Origin of the sequence: Brevibacillus brevis (genome assembly GCF_900637055.1) — a bacterium.
Taxonomy (GTDB): domain Bacteria; phylum Bacillota; class Bacilli; order Brevibacillales; family Brevibacillaceae; genus Brevibacillus; species Brevibacillus brevis.
In genome coordinates this window covers 3427684-3446493 of sequence record NZ_LR134338.1, presented here as the reverse complement: position 1 = coordinate 3446493, position 18810 = coordinate 3427684, and the positions used below count along the sequence as shown (strand labels likewise).

The window sequence follows — 18810 nt, the reverse complement described above, 5'->3', positions numbered from 1 at the left end:
AACGAAGTGTCATCCCTCCATTATAACCCAAAATGCGGAGAATGGAAAAAGATGCGTGTGTTCGCAACATCAATAAAATGGTTTGGGCCATAAGCAGAAACAATGTTTAATTTTTGCGGGGACTGGGTGTATACTGTACACGTCGAATGAAAAACAACTAAACGCAATGTGTTTTTGTTGTCTTTGGTTGTATTTGTACAACATGAGAGAGAAGGGGCACACATGCTATCGATTTCGATTCTGCTCGTACTATCGTCAGGCCTTGCGCACGCAGTTTGGAACCTGTTCACGAAAAAAAGTGAAAACAAAATGGCGTTTCTATGGTTGATCACATTGCCAACAACCATAATCCTCTTGCCTGTTCTTATTTGGGAATTGATGCACGTACAACTGACATGGTCTTTGGTTCTTTTTCTGTTTATGTCCTTTTTCTTTCAAGGATGTTATACCTTGTTGATTTCAAAGGCGTATACATACGGGGATATCTCACAGGTATACCCCATCATGAGGGGGACAGGGACGCTTCTCATTCCGTTTTTTAGCGCGATTTTCTTTCAAGAGTATTTATCTGTACCGGGATGGCTGGGGGTCATTTGCATCGTGATTGGAGTCTTCGCCATTAGCGGGATGATTGGCACAGATCGTCAGGCTCAACCTGTGAATCCGCTCGCTCTGCGATACGCATTTGCTGTTGGACTATGCATTACAGGGTACACGTTAACCGACAAACAAATCGTACAACAATTATCTCCATTCGCTTTATTGGAAATCACGAACTTTGCCTGTCTGATTGTCGCCGGGGGCTTCGTTTGGAACAAGGGACTCATCCGCCGTGAGTGGCAAAAAAACTGGCGAACGATTGTACTCGGTGCGGTTCTTTCACCAGGTTCGTATTTGTTGTTTTTGTTTGCCATGACATTGGCACCACTGGCAGCCATTGCACCCATTCGTGAGGTAAGTACGGTCTTTGGTACGCTTCTCGGGGTCTTCTTGTTAAAGGAACGACAACGTTTATGGCGCTTGTCCATGTCTTTGATGATCACGATTGGCATTATTTCCATTGCGGTTTGGGGCTAAAGCATGATGAAGAGTCGGCTGGGAGAAATCCTGGCTGGCTATTTTTTTTGCTACCAGGGAAAGATGAAGTGGTAAGAAAAAAACGGCTAAGGATGATCAAAATGGATGCAAAAGCAGTTGCACCGATCACTCATAAGCGGGCGAAAAAAAGCAGGATCGCACTGAGAGCTCTCGGAATCATCATTGGAGCTTTGTTGGTGGCAGTCGGACTGGAAATATTTCTAGTTCCAAACAACATCATCGACGGTGGTGTAACCGGCGTTTCCATTATGGTCTCAAAGCTGACGGGAAGCCCCCTCGGATTATTTTTATTCCTACTGAACCTGCCCTTTTTACTTATTGGCTACAAGCAAATTGGCAAGACATTTGCCATCTCTACGCTGTTTGGTGTCGTCGTGATGTCGTTGGGGACGAACTACCTCCATCATGTCCCTAGCTTGACGGACGATTTGCTCCTCTCCGCTGTTTTTGGGGGGATCATCATCGGAATCGGTGTGGGACTTGTCATTCGCGCGGGAGGCTCCTTGGATGGAACGGAAATTGTTGCGATCCTGATGACGAGGAAAAGTCCGTTTTCGGTCGGCGAAATGGTCATGTTTTTTAATATATTTATTTTAGGCAGTGCGGGCTTCATTTTTGGGTGGGACCGGGCCATGTACTCGTTAATTGCTTACTACATCGCTTATAAAATGATCGATATTACCATGGTCGGACTCGAGCAATCAAGATCAGTATGGATTATCAGTGATTATCCAGCCGAAATTGGCGATGCGTTAACGGCGAGATTGGGGCGGGGAATTACCTATTTGAATGGAGAAGGTGGCTACTCCGGAGACGTCAAAAAAGTCATCTTCTGTGTGATCACCCGTTTGGAAGAAGCAAAGCTGAAATCCATCGTGGAGGAAATCGATTCCTCAGCATTTTTGGCAATCGGCCATATTCACGACGTATCTGGTGGGCGGTTTAAGAAAAAGAATATTCACTAAAACCTTACATACAAATTACCCCTGAGTCAGTAGGTAGAACGACCTGATTACTAAGGGGTAAAAATGTATTGACGGAAATAACTGAATTCATTTAATATTGTGTCATGCCAAAATACAAAATAACGTTCCGTATTTTGGGACAAACGAATGGTGATGAAAATGGACAAAACAGAAAAAACGGCAAACCGAAGTGTGTTAAAAACGCTAGAGTTTCTAGAATATTTTATCCAAAACAGTGAATTAAGCCTGGCTGAGCTTGTCGAGTTGTCAGATATGCCGAAGAGTACGGTGTTTCGAATTCTTCAGACGCTCGAAATGCGCGGCTTTGTCTCCAAAACGACCACTCATAATCCGCCTAAATACCAATTGGGATTGAAGTTGCTGGAGTTTGGGAACATTGTCGCCCAACGGCTGGAGATCAGGAAAATCGCGCTTCCGTATATGCAGCAGCTACGAGATACGGTGGATGAGGCAGTCAACTTGATTATTCGTGATCAAGACGAAGGGGTGTACATCGAAAAAGTCGATACCCGCCAGTATGTTCGTGTATATACGCAGGTAGGTAGAAAATCACCGTTGTACGCAGGTGCATGCCCGCGCATTTTACTCTCATTTATGCCGGATCATGCGATCGAAGAATTATTGAACCGGGTAGACATGAAGAAAATCTCACCAGACACAAATATAGACAAAGATCTGCTATGGCAATGGATTCACGATGCACGTGAAAAAGGCTATACAGTCAGCTACGGTGAATTGGAGCCGGATTCCGCAGCAATTGCTGTACCTATTCGAGATTTTACGGGACAAGTAATAGCAGGGTTGAGCTTGGCTGGAGCTACATCACGCTTTCAGATCGATCGATTGGGGTATTTGGTACAGGAGACAAAAGCAGCAGCGAATAAAATCATGAGCAAGCTGGGCTATTCAGATGCAAAGGCGGGACTTTGATGCTGGAAATCAAAAATCTTCAGACGAGATTCCGAACCGATAATGGAGAAATTACCGTTTTGGATGGAGTTAGTTTTCAAATCAACAAAGGTGAAACGATTGGAGTAGTAGGGGAGTCGGGCTGTGGGAAAAGTGTCACCTCTCTATCCATCATGGGGCTTCTGCCGAGAACCGCGCGAATCACTGGAGGAGAGATCCTGTACAACGGTGAAAATCTGGTTGCCTTTTCCAAGGATCAGATGAGGAAGGTGCGAGGAAAAGAGATCGCGATGATTTTTCAAGAACCGATGACCTCACTCAATCCGGTTTATACAATCGGGGCGCAGATCATGGAGCTCGTCTTGAATCATACAAGTATGAACAAAAAACAAGCCAAAGAGCATGCGATCCAAATGTTGAAGCTGGTCGGGATTCCGAGAGCGGAAGAAATCGTTGATGAGTATCCCCATCAGCTATCTGGCGGGATGAGACAGCGTGTGATGATTGCGATGGCGATGTCCTGTAGTCCATCTCTATTGGTTGCAGATGAGCCTACGACCGCACTAGACGTGACCATTCAGGCGCAGATTCTTGACCTGATGAGAGAGTTACAGCAGAAGAGCGAGATGACCATCATGCTGATCACGCACGATCTTGGTGTGGTAGCAGAGATGTGTGATCGGGTGGTCGTCATGTATGCAGGGCAAGTCGTCGAGGAAGCCGAGGTAGAAAAGCTATTTGCTACTCCAAAGCATCCGTACACGGTTGGTTTGTTGGGTTCGATCCCAGATATGGACACAGAGCAGGAGTACTTGTTTACGATTGGCGGGACCGTTCCGAGTCCAGGTCAGATGCCCCCAGGATGCCGTTTTGCTGAACGATGCCAGAAGGCTACGGACAAATGCTACGAGCAAGCTCCACCGTTATTCGATCTGAACGATGGTACAAAAAGCAGATGCTGGCTGTATGAGTAAGCGGAAAGGACGTGAATTGTTTGGAAAAATCAGAATGCAAACCCTTGCTTGAGGTGAGAGGGTTAAAAAAATACTTTCCGATTCGCAGTGGATTCATGAAGAAGGTAACGAATCACGTCAAAGCTGTTGACGATCTCTCTTTTACCGTTGCAACAGGGGAGACGCTCGGAATTGTAGGTGAATCCGGTTGCGGGAAGTCAACCACAGGCAGAGCCATTCTACGATTGCTCGAGCCTACGGGTGGCGAAGTGATTTTTCAAGGAGAGAATTTAGCGGCACTTTCCCCAAATGAGATGAGGATGAAGCGAAAGGATTTGCAAATCATTTTCCAAGACCCGTTCGCATCCCTCAATCCGCGAATGACAGTTGGGGAGATCATTGAAGAGCCGATGATCATATTCGAACTGTATGAAACATCAAAACAACGCAAGGAAAAAGTAGCGGAATTGATGCGGGTTGTCGGTCTGAAACCGGAGAATTCGGAACGCTTTCCTCATGAGTTTAGCGGTGGTCAGCGACAGCGGATCGGCATTGCACGTGCGCTAGCGCTTAATCCCAAGCTGATTGTGGCAGATGAGCCAGTATCTGCGCTCGATGTATCGATTCAATCCCAGGTATTGAACCTGATGAGAGATTTGCAAAAGCAATACGGACTCACTTACATATTCATCTCTCACAACTTGAGCGTCGTGAAGCATTTTTGCGACAGGATCGGCGTGATGTATCTGGGACGGATGGTTGAGCTGGCACCCAAAAATGCGCTATATGAAGAGCCGCTGCATCCTTATACGCGCTCATTACTGTCCGCAGTTCCGATTGCCAAGCCAAAAACGAAGCGTGAGCGCATCCTCTTGACTGGAGATGTACCGAGTCCTGCGAATCCTCCGAGTGGCTGCACGTTCCATACGCGTTGTCCTGATTGTATGGAAATTTGCAAAACGGACAAGCCCGAATTTCAATCGATGGGCGATGGTCGATATGTTGCCTGTCATTTGTATAACCAATAGGAACAAATGACAGCTATCATATTTTTTCAACATGAATGCCAGAACGGAAAAGAAAAGGGGGACTTGTTTTGAAAAAGAAGGTAGGTATCACCGCTTGCTCCGCATTACTCGTGCTGGCTGCTGCTTTAGGCGGATGTTCGAGTAAGCCGGCTGACACGAGCACACAGCCAAATCCGCAATCTAAGACAGAAGCGCAAGCTCCGGCAAAAAATGAACTTACACTTGGTGTGAATGGAGATCCGCACTCTTGGGATCCGATTGATACGTTTTTGCTTGATTGGAGTACTGTAGCAACATCTGTATTTGAAGGCTTAGTCGAACGTACCACTGACTTGAAAATCCAGCCAGGACTCGCTGAATCGTGGGAGTTCAAGGATGACAAGACACTTCAATTTAAACTTCGTCAAGGAGTTACCTTCCACAACGGCGAGCCATTCAACGCGGAAGCAGTGAAATTTACATTTGATCGCCTGCTTGGTGAAGAAGGGAAAAAAGGACCACAGCAAGCGAACTATGCTTCGATTGACCGTGTAGAAGTGGTGAACGAGTTTACAGTCAACATGATTCTCAAGGAAAAAGATCCTGTACTCCTTACAAAGCTAGCAGGTTATGGCGGTGTGATCGTTCCGCCTAAATATTACAAGGAAAAAGGGGACGAGTACTTTAACACGCATCCGGTAGGAACGGGTCCTTTCAAAATGGATAGCTATGAAAAAGATAACAAGGTTGTACTGGTGAAAAATGAAAACTATTGGAAGCAAGGTCAACCGAAGCTGGAAAAAGTAACGTTCCGTTTTATTCCAGAAGCGACTACACGTCTAGCTGAAATGCAAACAGGTGCCATCGACATTATGAAAAAAGTCGAGATTAGCCAAACAGAATCCATCAAGGGCATGTCTGAACTTGAACTGATGCAAGTCGGGTCGCCAACCGTTTATTCGATTCGTTTCAATACATCGATGAAGCCAGTCGACAATGTAAAAGTCCGTGAAGCGATTGCTTACGCGATTGATGCAGACTTGATTATCGAAACGCTGCTCGGCGGATATGGTAAGCGCGTCAATTCATTCCAAAGCGATATGTCTTTCGGCTATGATCCTAACCTGCCATTACGTAAGTATGATCCAGAAAAAGCAAAACAACTGCTCGCAGAAGCAGGTGTGAAGGAAGGAACTGAGCTTGATCTCTTCCTCCCTGGTACAGATGCTACGTTTAAAGAGGTAGCACAAGCGATCGAAATGCAATTAGGTCAAGTCGGTCTCAAGGTGAAGCTGAATCTGGTGGACGCCTCCACATTTACTTCTGACCTCATTCCGAACGGAAAAGCAGGACATATGTACCGGAATGGCTGGGGTGGATGGACGCTCGACTTTGATAATACTGCCTATCTGATGTATCACAAAGGCGAGTTCTGGAACCCTGATTTCTATGACGAAAAAGTAGAGGAGCTCTTGAAAGCAGAACGCTCCACGTTTGACCAAGAAAAGCGTCTGGCAGCATTTAAAGAGCTGAATCAACGTCTGTATGAGCTAGTACCAGATGTACCGCTCTATCAATCGATCAACCTGTGGGCTGTAAACAAACGAGTAAAAGGCTTCCAACCTCCGACAGATGAACGTATCGATTTGCGCGAAGCATCGGTTGAATAAGGAATGTTTTGAACAGGGGAGTAGAAGATGTCTCTTCTATTCCCTTCACTTTTCATAAAGGAGGAGCGGGATGGCAGCCTTTTTAATTAGACGTCTACTACATAGTGTTTTTGTCGTTCTTGCTATTACTCTTGTCATTTTTGTCCTAGTGCGAATGACTGGTGACCCAGTATCGATCATGTTTCAAGCAGGTGAGCCTACCAAAGAGGCAATTACTGAGCTTCGGCAAAATCTGGGTCTGGACGAGCCCGTTCATGTACAGTTCGGGCTTTATTTAAAAGATATGTTTACCGGTAATTTTGGCACCTCTTTCCGAACGGGTGAGAGCGTGATCGACATGATGAAGGAGAAAATGGGAGCAACTTTGCTGCTTGCCTTCGGGGGAATGTTTGTCGCCCTGTTGATTGCGATTCCAGTGGGTATCATTTCCGCTGTTTACAGAGGCAGCGTAGCTGACTTTTTCGGACGCATTTTTTCATTGCTAGGAATCTCTTTTCCTAACTTTTGGTTAGGGATCATGTTAATCATCATATTTGCCGTTAAGCTAGGCTGGTTTCCTGCTTCTGGTTACGAAGGTCTGGAGTATTTGGTTCTGCCTTCCGTTGCACTCGGACTCATCTTGTCAGGGATTTTGGCTCGATTAGTTCGCTCTTCCATGCTGGAGGTAATGAATCAGCAATATATCAATACGGCCCGTTCCAAAGGGATCAAGGAATGGCTTGTCATCATCAAGCATGGCTTGCGAAACGCATTAATCCCAACGGTAACCTTTATTGGACTACAATTTGGAACGTTGTTGGGCGGTACCGTGATTATTGAGCAAGTTTTTTCATGGCCAGGTATCGGGCGTATGCTGATTGACGCGATATCGCAACGCGACTTTCCAGTGATTCAAGGCTCTGTGATTATCTTGTCATTTTTGATGATCTTCGTGAACCTGTTGGTTGATATCAGTTATGGCTTTATTGATCCACGTATTAGGCAGGGAGGAGGAAAAAGCGAATGACGACAGCGACAGTTACAAACAATCAGACCAATCCACCAATCAAAAAACGTGGAAAATGGAGCAAGATGGGCAGAAGATTCGTTCGAAATCCGTGGGCAATGACGGGGATGTTCTTGCTTATGCTTGCCGTCGTATCCGCACTTTTCGCTCCGGTAATTGCGCCATCCACTCCTGATAAAGCTGATTTGCGTGCACGGCTAGTTGCTCCCTCGTGGATGGACGATACTGGGAAATCCGAGTATTTGCTAGGTACCGATCAGGTAGGACGTGACTTACTCAGCCGAATCATTTACGGAGCACGAATATCGTTATTGGTTGGTGTCGTATCCGTACTGATTTCCTTAGTTATCGGGGTAATTCTGGGCCTCATCGCAGGCTTTTACGGACGCTGGGTAGATGATCTGTTAATGCGCTTGGCAGATGTACAGCTGGCATTCCCTTTCATTTTGTTTGCGATTATTGTCATGACGGTCTTTGGGGCAGGTCTATGGAAGCTCATACTTGTTCTGGGGATCAGTAACTGGGTAGGCTTTGCGCGACTGGTTCGAGGACAGGTCATGAGTGTAAAAGAAATGGAATACGTCCAGGCTGCCAAAGCAATCGGGGCTACGAATTTGCGGATCATCAGAAAACATGTTCTGCCAAACGTTTCTTCTTCGATCATCGTATTGGCAACGTTAAATGTAGCCACCAACATTTTATTGGAAGCATCGCTGACGTTTATTGGGTTGGGTGTAGACCCTTCGATTCCTACATGGGGAGGCATGCTGGCAGACGGTCGAAACTATCTGGAGACGGCATGGTGGGTTGCTACTTTCCCTGGCATCGCCATTATGATTACGGTGTTTGGAATTAACCTGCTGGGCGATTGGCTGCGTGATGAGCTAGATCCAAATCTGCGCGTGTAAGGGGGCTAACCAATGAGAGGGCTAGGTGAAATTTTTACATCGAAAGGGTTAGTTGCCGACCGAAACAATGACGGTGTAGCTGATTCATTGTCTGTTTCCTTCTGTTTTCAAACGGGAATCGTCGTAGAAGGATTCATTGATTTTTGCGCCCGATTAGGCCTTGAAACAAGTGAGCTGGATCTGCCTTCCATTCGTATGGAAGATTCACCGATGGCTGCTAGCAGCACGAAAAGCGGTGAGTGGCTTTGCACAGTATGTATTGAGCCATCCTGCGACGTGGATGATGCGTCATGCACTCTCGATCGAGGGAACAATCGAATTGCTTTCGTTGGTGGAAGCGAGGAGAGTCTTAGCCGATTACTGCGCTGGATGGCGGCGTATTGGACAGATGCAGCACCTGCAACCACTTCACTCGGTGACATTGAAAGGATTCGTTGTTCTTTACATGAAGTTCAACTATATGTTTGTGCGGATGCTTCACCTGTCTATCAAATTGCGATACCCCAGTATGGGCTGATGAGTTCGCATGAGGGAAGTCCTATCGTAGAGAGACCAACTCCGCTTGATAGTTTGGCAGAGCTTTGGACAACGGCAGGGTTCTATCAAGCAGGGCGTACGGATTTAACGAGTCGGACAGATGTGTTTTTTACAGGGCTCCATACTGCAGAGGCGGTTATGTCTGCCGCCCGCTTTGCAGCTCGGATTGGTCTAGCTTCGACCGGGATACTTTTCCCGCTCACAGGAGAAGCAAATCGGATTGCGGAGCTCACCTTTTCTTTACACATGAATTGTGAAGCACCTCTAGCAAGTGGAGTGGTCGAAGTAATCTCAGACCCTAAAGAAAAGACAACAAGAGTCATCCAGCTTTCAGGGGGAGGACAAGCGATTGTTGCGGCGCTTGATTATCTCGGGACTGCCACTTCGCACCGGCTCGGGGGGACTTTTGGTGCATGGGAGGAATTAGAAGAGCCAAAAGTGAAGGAATTCCCCTTATTTATAGAGAAAACATGGAAAGACCAGGGCGAGCGAAATGAGATAGAACAGTTGTTTCATGAGCGGTTGATCGCGATTGTTAGTCAAAAGGAAACGGCTGGGTGCTTATCTTCTCCGCTTGCGGTCACCGCGTTTTTGTCAGAACCAAAAGAGATTAGACGTGCGTTGGAGCGATGCTGGAAGAGCGCAATCACGGAGCTGCTTCCGGATAGCGATAGTACGGTACATATTCACTCTGCTTTTAAGCCAGGTTTGTGCTGGATAAAAGAAACGATTTTGCCGTCTCTTGTACGTACAGGGGAACGAGTAGAGCGAATTTTGATCTCTTTCCAACGAGAAGAAAGAGAAGGCGGGATGGAGCTTTCTCATCGATGGCTTCAAGAATTATACCCGGTTGATCAGTTGTTGGAAAAAGAATTGGGCTTGTCCTTGTCGCAAGTATCATTTGTGATGGATGAGAACCTACCTTATACTTACCAAGTCGAGGCTTGGGGAGTCGGATTGGAGCACTTAGGTACATGGAATTTGGATGTACCTGTATCCACAGTGCCGTATGCCGACGAGCAAAGTCGAGCTTATCCAACTACGTCAGGACTCTTCTTCTCCTATGGAACAACAAAAGAACAATTCTTGGTTCCTACGGATCGAGAGAGGTTTTGGCAATTCTATACGCAGCAATTTTTACCTGAGTTGACGGAAGGATTGTTATGTAAACAAAATGAACCGTATCAAGGAAACTTTCCGCTCTTTCATTCGATAGAGGTAACCGTCACTATGAGTGAACAGGAAGAACGGCTAAACATAGACGAAGAAACAATATCGTCGTTAGAAGCGTTGCATGAAGATATTTATTTTTATACGCTGGACTACTATGCGTATTTGGGTGAAAGAAAAACGGGAGTGGCGTGGAATTCTCCTGGGGCGGTGCGACCATTTGTAATGGTCAAACCAGCAAGCTCTCCAGTGGCAACCATTCGCGTAAAAGAATATAAAGAGGAACCAGCTTTCTCTATCAAAACGACTCATTTATACTTCGAGGCAGAGCAATCTGCTCCTGTAAAAGCACGCATCCTGAGAACGAACGAAAAGAGTACCAGCATCGAAGAACGGAAGCTTCCTTATCTACACCGAAGCCATCATCCAAATATGGGCGAATGGGCAGAGCTGGCTACTCATCCCTCTGTGCATATCTGGGAAGTAGAGAAATCGTTTGAAGGAAGGCCGATTTTTGCAGTGGAAGTAACAGCACCCCAGATTTCCACATACGTATCAACTCACAAGCTATCTCTGTATAAACCAACCATTTTGCTCGAAACCGGACATCATCCAAACGAGGTTTCCAGTATGCCTGCTGCACGTGAGCTAGTAGCAGAGCTCATAACCGAAAAAATGGATTGGCTTACTCGTTTCAATCTGGTCGTGATTCCATTTGCGAATCCGGATGGGGTCGCACTGCATCAAGAGCTCGTCAAAGATAATCCATTTTGGAAGCATCATGCTGCCCGTTATAATGCCGTTGGATTAGAATATACCAATCACCGTTTTCAGCCGAGTGTCTTTGGCGAATCGCGGGTAGTTCCCCAACTGTTTTATCGCTGGTTGCCGGATGTGATCATTGATGATCACGGAATCCCTTCGCATGAATGGACACAACCATTCGCAGGGTACAATAGCCCGCCAAGATTCCCTGTATCTTATTGGATGCCGATCTCACTCTTTTACGGAATTGGCCGCGAGATGGAGCGATCTGACTATCCTCATCATGCTGTCGCTCTTGATACGATTCAAAAGGCAGCCGAGGAAGGGCTGAGACATCATCCGCGTCTGTGGAACAAAAATAAACGCTTTATCGAGCGCTACATTCGGTATGGACATAATTGGGAGCCCGCCATTTTCCCATTGCCTACTGATCAAGATTTCTTGTTTTATCGTTGGCCTACAAAGCCGAACAGAACCTCTCCTTCCTTACTCTCTCGTTTTCCTGAATGGGTGACGCTTGATTTAATAACCGAAGCGGCTGATGAGACGGTCGCGGGAGGAGCATTGCGAGATTGCATAGAAACACATAAGGTTTTCAATCGTGCTGTCATGCAGTGTGTGGCATCCAGCCCACGGCGTGTTTCGCGACAGTATAGACAAGACCATATTCGACTTACACGAATGAGACCGATGCGGATCGGAGGAGGCAATCATGAAGACCATTTTAGTAACAGGGTTTGATCCTTTTGGTGGAGAAATGGTTAACCCTGCTTGGGAATCAGTAAAAGAGCTGGGAAAAATCAAGTCTGATTTGTATAAAGTAGAGCTGCGCCAAATTCCTACGGTTTTTGAAAAATCTATCGAACATCTGTACACAGCGATAGATGAAACGAATCCGGACATCGTGTTATGTATCGGACAAGCAGGTGGACGAGGAGATATTGCGGTTGAGCGTGTAGCGATTAACGTCAATGATGCTCGAATCCCGGATAACGAAGGAAATCAGCCGATTGATACACCGATCAGGGAAAATGGTCCTACTGGCTACTGGTCTACATTGCCAATCAAAGCGATTGTACACGAGTTAAAACAACAAGGAATTCCGGCTTCCATATCGCAGACGGCGGGTACATATGTGTGCAACCATCTTTTTTATGGATTGATGCATTACCTTGCTGAGAAAAAAGCTTCCATACGTGGAGGGTTCATCCATATCCCTTATTTGCCTGAACAGGCAGCAAAGCAAGCAGGGCAGCCAAGCATGGCGTTAGAAACAATTGTAAAAGGCTTGCGATTGGCAATCGAGACGACCATATCTAATGATCGGGATATTGTCATGGAAGGCGGACAAATTAGCTGAGCAGGAGGAGAAAACCTCCTCCCTTCCATTCCATTCATGTGGCAGTGCCGATATTCGAAAATGGAGGGAAAACCGTTGCCTAGATATGAATTCTCTCCTCTTGGGGACTCGGGTGTCATGGTCAAACTAGGAGAGGTTATCGATCAACAGACCCATGAGAAGGTCATCCAATTCTCTGAATACCTACAGGAGCATCCTTTCCCCGGGATGATCGAATCTGTACCTGGCTTTACGACTGTTACAGTCTATTACGATCCGATTACTCTTTTCGATCCACTTGATGATATTTTGCCATACGATCGTGCTGTTGCTATTCTTGAGCAAATGTCGCAGCAAATCTCCAACACTCACTCTAAAGAGTACAGACTGGTAGAAATCCCGGTTTGTTACGGTGGGAGCTTTGGGCCGGATCTGGAGGTTGTTGCCAAACAAAATGGTCTTAGTATAGAGGAAGTGATTTCGATCCATTCGACAACAGAGTACCTGGTGTACATGATCGGATTTGCTCCCGGCTTTCCGTATCTCGGAGGAATGGATGAACGACTGGCCACGCCGCGACGTTCCTCGCCACGACTATCTATTCCGAAGGGTAGTGTAGGAATCGGAGGATTGCAAACAGGTATTTATTCGATAGAGAGCCCAGGTGGGTGGCAAATTATCGGAAGAACACCATTGAGCTTATTTCAGGCAGGTGAAAGTTCTCCAAGTCTCTTGTGCGCTGGTGATAAAGTTCGCTTCCGTCCCATCTCCGAGCGGGAATACGATAACGGGGAGAAGGTGTACTAAGTGAGTGTAGAGGTGATTACGCCAGGACTTTGCACGACCGTTCAAGATACAGGTAGATTTGGCTTTCAGCAGTATGGGGTCAGTGTCAGTGGGGTGATGGACAAGCAAGCTGTACAGATTGCGAACATGTTAGTTGGCAATCAACAAACGGATGCGGTTCTGGAGCTGACGATGAGAGGTCCAAGCTTGTTGTTTCATAAGGACATGCTAATAGCCATTTGTGGTGGTGACTTCAAAGTCACGATCAATGATAGATCCGTCCTGCCCAATCGAGCAGTCTGGATCAGGAGTGGAAGCATCTTGAAGGTTGGCCTGGCCAATGAAGGTTGTCGCGCCTATCTCGCAGTCGCAGGCGGATGGGATGTGCCACTTGTGATGGGAAGTCGTAGTACGAATCTCCGTGGAAGCTTCGGAGGCTTTGCAGGTAGAATGCTTGCGGCAGGAGATAAGCTAGTTCAAAGCTCTCCAGGTTCATTCAGCCAATTTCTCGCTAACCAATTGGAAAAAAAGGCAGGAGCGGCTCCCTTCTACCAGGCGAATTGGTTTATTCCTTCAAGTACGTTTGTAAAAAATGGAGAAGCGGTTGTACGGGTGATACTAGGCGAGCAATTCGCAGATTTTTCGGAAGAGAGTCGTCAAAGCTTTTTCGAACAAACCTTTCAAGTGTCTACTCAATCAGACAGGATGGGGTATCGCTTAACAGGACCGGCGCTCGAACTTACGCAGTCAATGGAACTGATCTCGGCTGCGGTCACCATTGGTACGATACAGGTACCGCCAAACGGTCAACCTATTATCCTGATGGCAGACAGACAAACGATTGGAGGTTATCCGAAGATAGGCTATGTGCCCACTATAGATTTGCCGATCGTCGCCCAGTTGCGGCCAGGCGAAAAGATTCACTTTCAAGAAATTTCTCTGCGTGATGCTCAAAAGGCGCTTATCGAGAGGGATGCATTGATGAAGGCGATCAAGCTTGGTATAGAAGTAACCGTGGGATGGAGGTAAAAAGATGAAAACAGTAGATCTAAACTGTGATATGGGAGAGAGCTTTGGCGCCTATCAGTTGGGCAACGATCAAGAAATTTTGTCCTATATCACCTCTGCAAATGTGGCATGTGGTTTCCATGCTGGCGATCCTGCGACGATGAGAAAAACAGTGCAAATGGCTCTGGAGGCAGGTGTGGCAATCGGTGCCCATCCCGGATTAGCCGATCTGGTCGGCTTCGGTCGTCGCAACATGGAGATTTCTCCTGAAGAGGCGTACGATCTAGTCGTGTACCAAATCGGCGCTCTGCAAGCGTTTGTACGAGCAGAAGGGGGCGTTATGCATCATGTGAAGCCACATGGGGCCCTGTACAATATGGCAGCCACAAGACCCGCTCTGGCCGAGTCGATCGCGTTGGCCATCTACAAAGTAAATCCGGAACTGGTGTTGTATGGCTTGGCGGGGAGCGAATTGACACGTGCTGGCGAAAAAATCGGACTAGCTACTGCGCACGAAGTGTTTGCCGACCGTACGTATCAGCAGGATGGCACGCTGACACCACGCAGTCACCCGAATGCGCTGATTACGGACCAACAGCAATCCCTTCAACAAGTCATTCGTATGATAAGCGAGGGACGCGTCTTGACCCAGCAAGGCGTGGATATCCCGATTCAGGCCGATTCCATTTGTATTCACGGCGACGGTGCCCATGCGTTGGAATTCGCGCAGAATATCCGAGAAGCTTTGTTAGGAGCTGGCATTACAATCTCAACACGTTTTGCTCGATAGGCATCTATCGGGCTTTTTCTGTTTCTGCACCGGGAGTCTGGTATCGTGCAGTACCTCGCTTTTTCCCCCAGAGAAGGAAGAGCAAGAACAGCAGCGGGATATAGCCATAAATGAAAAGGATGCTCACTTTCCCATAAAAATCGAGTGCCATGAGCAAAGGAGTCGTACCTTCGAGCAGATAGGAACCCATTGCCAAAAATATGAGGAGAAGCAAAAGGGCGCGGATTTGACTGATGCCCAATAGTTGTTTCATTCCGCGGGTAACCCCCCATAGATTGAGACAGATGTTTGGCAAAATCACGAACAGCCATATAGAGATCACAATGAACTCCAATCGCTGCAAAATCGGAATTTCGACGATTTTGAGCATGGTCAAGGTCGGCCAAATAATCTTATCCAGTTCACCGTGGCTAAACATGAGAAATGTTACGATGGCGACGGCTACATAAAGGAGCGTGCTGAAAAGGACGCCAGCATGGGCCCATTTTTGCGAGTGAGCTGCTCGCTTGATAAACGGGTAGTAGAAGAGCACTAATTCAAAGCCCATATAATTGATAACAGCGTCTTTGGCAGATGCGATCAAAGCGGTGAGGTTATGCGAAAACATCGGGAACAGGTTATTTGGGTGAGCGTACTCGAAAGGGAATAGAAATAAAGGAAGCATTAAAATCGCCGGGATCACCACACCTAAAAAACAGACGCCCGTAACCGTGCGAAAACCGCCAGCAACAATGTACAGAATGAGGAGCAAGATTATCAGCGTTGTACTCCACGTATGCATGAGAGGGAAAATAAACTGCTTCACAATACTGACGTAAGAACGCAAGATGAGAAAAGCAGCCATCCAAACGTAGATCAATACGACAAAGCTCATCAACTTGCCTAGCCATTTTCCAAAGCATAGCTCGTGAAGGGAGTACAGATCTTGGCTGCCCGCATTCAACATAGAATAGAGCATCCAAATAATGAGATGGATGCTTGCCCCGGCAAGTAGAAGGGAGATCCATGCATCGTATCCGGCATGGGCTACGATTGTCCGTTGAAAGCCCAGTATTCCGACCCCCACGATATTGGCGTGCACGAGAAAGAATACAAAAAAAGGTGAAACCATCGCGCTTTCCCGAATGGAAGTACTCACCTGATCCCTCCTGGTTATTCATTACTCACCCGTTTGCTCCAGCTTAATCGAGGCCGTCACGGCGATTTTTATCTGTGGGTAAATCTTTTTGAAGTGCAAGTAGTCCCATGACGTGCTTCGACTACGAACCAAATCACCAAATCCAACCGGATCAACTTCAAGCTTCTGCAAATGCTTTACAAAAATCGTCGCCTCCTTTTGCAGGTAGGAGGAAAGTTCTTTTTCCATTTGGCGCAATACCTGTGGATTGGATAATTGAAGCCACTCCGAATAATCGCTGATTTGCCCATTTACCATGAGCTTTACCCTGATGCTGGGAACGGATTCTGTCATCTTGACATCGAAGGCGGCATGGGAATGCAGATTTTTCAACATCCCTGTTTCTTTTCGATTCTTGATCGTCACTTCAAATGGAATTTGACCACTCTTGGCTTTTTCAACCATGATTTTTAACAAAAAGCTTTCTTTCGAATTGATGCGATGCACGAATTTGTCATCTCGAAAAAGCGCGAGACCATCCAGCTTCACTCTGTCATTATGCATCACGAAATAGGGAAGGTAAGGATCACGGCCCTCGCCGTATAAATTGAACAAGAAAATATGCAGGTTGGTCTTGGGCAAATTCAGCGTTTTGATATTTTGAGCGACACTATCAGAGATGAAAAAAGGGACTTGCGTATGACGGATGCCCTTCAAAATCGTCAATGCCTCTGGTTCCGCCACAACGAGTTGAAGGCGAAAACCAATAGAGGGATCGCGGCAAAGTGTATGTACCAGCGCTTCCACTCCGTTTTCAGCATATTTTCTCCCAACAATGACGGAACGCAATTGCCCTAGCTCCACTTGAGAAGGAGTGATGGTATTAAAGTCAGGGAGGATCGTAAATAAATTCGAGCTTTTTGTTTCCAGCAGCTCTATCTGTGTCTTTTCCTTTCCGTACACGTGAGTGATAGCTGCCCCTTTTATTTCTTGGTCTTCGAGATCGAGCCCGAGTGAATGAATCAGTTGTACTTCGCTGACGATTCGAGTCGAAGAGCAGCCAGTCATGATCCATATCAATAACACCAGAATCCATTTCCTCTTTGCAACCATGGTTTCTTCGATGGCTCCTTCATCTATTCATCAATGTCTCTTTTCTGAGTGGCCTTGTCCGGATCGTATCTCCACTGCGAGATGACGCGCATAACAGCAGACCTTCTGGCCGTTCTACTATAGGAAGAGCGAATGAAGCTGTCCGCGAAGCTGCGTCTGCGAAAAGGGTAAAGCGGGGCAAGGTAAGGTGTTCCTAACGATTTAAGCTGAAGTAGATGAGTCAGCATGAACATGAGACCGATGGCAATCCCAAGCCCGCCCCATATTCCAGACAAAATAATGAGCGGAAAGCGCAAGAAACGGATCGTATTTGACATTTTGTAGATGGGGGTAGTGAAAGAGGCAAGCGCCGACAAAGCAACGATGATCAGCAATATATTACTGGTTAAGGCTGCTTCTACAGATGCTTGACCAATGACGATTCCACCTACGATTCCAAGAGTCTGCCCGACCTTTGTCGGAAGCCGGGCACCTGCTTCTCGCAAGAACTCGATCGTCAGCTCCAAGAAAAGCACTTCCAAGACGGGAGGAAAAGGGACGTACTTCCTCGATAAAATGATGGGAGCCAGCATGTCTTGCGGAATCATTTCCAAATGAAAAGTGAGGACCGCCGTATAGGCAGGGGTCATCAAGATAGAAAAAAGCACACCAAAAATACGAATCAACCGAAACAAGGACGATAAGATCCACGGTAAATAATAATCCTCGGGAGAAATGAAGAAATCAAAGATCGTGGTTGGACCGGTAATGACATACGGAGATGCATCGGAAATAATCACGATCTGCCCAAGAGTTAACGCATAAATGACCCGGTCAATCCTTTCTGTAGACAGAAACAGTGGGAAAGGGGTATTCGAATTATCACTCATGATTTGATCGAGCTGTGATGAATCAAAAATAATATCGAAGTCGATCGTCTGTAGTCTTTGCTCAACGGTTTCAATATGCTGAGGATTCGTAATACCAGACAAATAGACAACGGCGATGCGCGTATGAGAGAGTGTGCCTAAGGTTAACTCTCGAATGATTAATTTGGGTGTGCTGATTTGTTGACGGATGAGATGCAGGTTGATATCGATGTTTTCAACAAAGCCTACCTTAGGCCCAACGACACTAAACTCGTTTTCCGTGTCGTTGTCGGTTCGCAGTCCTTCAGTCCGATTGGACAGGTTGATGAGGGCGAAGATCTGCAGATTGTCTTTCGGTTGGATGGCAGCATAGCCCGTCATCATTTTGGAGACGACTGTCTGTATGTCGTCTGTATAAATAATATCCTCTACATGGATAAAGCGGGAAAAGTGGCGCAGGTCCGTGATCGATTCATTTGCTTCCATGCGCTCTTGATAGGGTCGTAAAAGGTTTTTTTGCAGCAGCTCTGTTTTTATCAAGGTTTGATAGTACGAAATGACAAAAGGACTTTCCTCGTCCAGAAGGGAGTAATGTTTAAAATCATATGAGTCTCGTGCGATGGAAAGAAACTCATTCCATTTCGTTATCATGTCATTTTCGCTCCATAAGCTGTTGATCATTTGTGTTTTACTATGTCCGGTTTGTAGTGGAATTATCATCTAGGAAATAGAATGATTTCCTATGGGGAGGGGAACAATCAAACAAAGAACGAGGCGTGAAGAGAAATGGAGATTGAGGG

Annotated in this window: 16 protein-coding genes; 13 read left to right on the top strand and 3 right to left on the bottom strand. The window is 46.5% G+C overall.

Annotated features, from left to right (window positions below):
• Positions 1 to 222: 222 nt before the first annotated feature.
• The 13 genes from EL268_RS16230 to EL268_RS16170 all read left to right on the top strand — a co-directional run bounded on the left by EL268_RS16230 (position 223) and on the right by EL268_RS16170 (position 14932).
• The gene (locus tag EL268_RS16230; RefSeq protein ID WP_106655041.1) at positions 223 to 1077 is read left to right on the top strand and encodes a DMT family transporter; all 855 of its coding nucleotides are present in this window, start codon (positions 223 to 225) and stop codon (positions 1075 to 1077) included.
• Between the two features lie 101 nt (positions 1078 to 1178).
• The gene (locus tag EL268_RS16225; RefSeq protein ID WP_106655042.1) at positions 1179 to 2063 is read left to right on the top strand and encodes a YitT family protein; all 885 of its coding nucleotides are present in this window, start codon (positions 1179 to 1181) and stop codon (positions 2061 to 2063) included.
• A gap of 159 nt (positions 2064 to 2222) precedes the next feature.
• Complete coding sequence (locus tag EL268_RS16220; protein ID WP_232029920.1) at positions 2223 to 3014, top strand: IclR family transcriptional regulator; 792 nt, start codon at positions 2223 to 2225, stop codon at positions 3012 to 3014.
• Positions 3014 to 3967, top strand: coding sequence for an ABC transporter ATP-binding protein (locus EL268_RS16215; protein WP_106655045.1), 954 nt, complete (start codon positions 3014 to 3016; stop codon positions 3965 to 3967). Before EL268_RS16220 ends, EL268_RS16215 begins: the two co-directional genes overlap by 1 nt.
• A gap of 20 nt (positions 3968 to 3987) precedes the next feature.
• A complete protein-coding gene (locus EL268_RS16210; protein ID WP_164724484.1) occupies positions 3988 to 4974 on the top strand; it encodes an ABC transporter ATP-binding protein in 987 nt (328 codons plus the stop codon).
• A 68-nt stretch (positions 4975 to 5042) separates the two neighbouring features.
• A complete protein-coding gene (locus EL268_RS16205; protein ID WP_106655048.1) occupies positions 5043 to 6623 on the top strand; it encodes an ABC transporter substrate-binding protein in 1581 nt (526 codons plus the stop codon).
• A gap of 70 nt (positions 6624 to 6693) precedes the next feature.
• On the top strand, positions 6694 to 7629 hold the full coding sequence (nikB, locus tag EL268_RS16200) for a nickel ABC transporter permease (RefSeq protein WP_106655050.1): 936 nt from the start codon (positions 6694 to 6696) through the stop codon (positions 7627 to 7629).
• The gene (locus EL268_RS16195; RefSeq protein WP_047069150.1) at positions 7626 to 8537 is read left to right on the top strand and encodes an ABC transporter permease; all 912 of its coding nucleotides are present in this window, start codon (positions 7626 to 7628) and stop codon (positions 8535 to 8537) included. Before nikB ends, EL268_RS16195 begins: the two co-directional genes overlap by 4 nt.
• A gap of 12 nt (positions 8538 to 8549) precedes the next feature.
• Positions 8550 to 11750 (top strand): M14 family metallopeptidase, encoded by a 3201-nt coding sequence (locus EL268_RS16190; protein WP_106655051.1) that lies wholly within the window; start codon positions 8550 to 8552, stop codon positions 11748 to 11750.
• Complete coding sequence (gene pcp, locus EL268_RS16185) at positions 11722 to 12369, top strand: pyroglutamyl-peptidase I (RefSeq protein ID WP_106655053.1); 648 nt, start codon at positions 11722 to 11724, stop codon at positions 12367 to 12369. The genes EL268_RS16190 and pcp overlap by 29 nt, the downstream gene beginning before the upstream one ends.
• A gap of 36 nt (positions 12370 to 12405) precedes the next feature.
• Entirely contained in the window at positions 12406 to 13155 is a 750-nt protein-coding gene (gene pxpB / locus EL268_RS16180) for a 5-oxoprolinase subunit PxpB (protein WP_106655055.1), read from the top strand.
• Positions 13156 to 14163, top strand: coding sequence for a 5-oxoprolinase subunit C family protein (locus EL268_RS16175; protein ID WP_106655057.1), 1008 nt, complete (start codon positions 13156 to 13158; stop codon positions 14161 to 14163).
• A gap of 4 nt (positions 14164 to 14167) precedes the next feature.
• The gene (locus EL268_RS16170; RefSeq protein WP_106655059.1) at positions 14168 to 14932 is read left to right on the top strand and encodes a LamB/YcsF family protein; all 765 of its coding nucleotides are present in this window, start codon (positions 14168 to 14170) and stop codon (positions 14930 to 14932) included.
• Positions 14933 to 14936: 4 nt separating this feature from the next.
• Here the strand turns inward: EL268_RS16170 and EL268_RS16165 are convergent, their stop codons facing one another.
• Genes EL268_RS16165 through EL268_RS16155 form a run of 3 tightly spaced genes read right to left on the bottom strand, consistent with a single transcriptional unit; the run spans position 14937 to position 18661 of the window.
• The gene (locus EL268_RS16165; RefSeq protein ID WP_106655060.1) at positions 14937 to 16070 is read right to left on the bottom strand and encodes a GerAB/ArcD/ProY family transporter; all 1134 of its coding nucleotides are present in this window, start codon (positions 16068 to 16070) and stop codon (positions 14937 to 14939) included.
• 21 nt (positions 16071 to 16091) lie between these two features.
• The gene (locus EL268_RS16160) at positions 16092 to 17135 is read right to left on the bottom strand and encodes a Ger(x)C family spore germination protein (RefSeq protein WP_232029919.1); all 1044 of its coding nucleotides are present in this window, start codon (positions 17133 to 17135) and stop codon (positions 16092 to 16094) included.
• Positions 17136 to 17185: 50 nt separating this feature from the next.
• On the bottom strand, positions 17186 to 18661 hold the full coding sequence (locus EL268_RS16155) for a spore germination protein (protein WP_106655062.1): 1476 nt from the start codon (positions 18659 to 18661) through the stop codon (positions 17186 to 17188).
• Positions 18662 to 18810 lie beyond the last annotated feature (149 nt).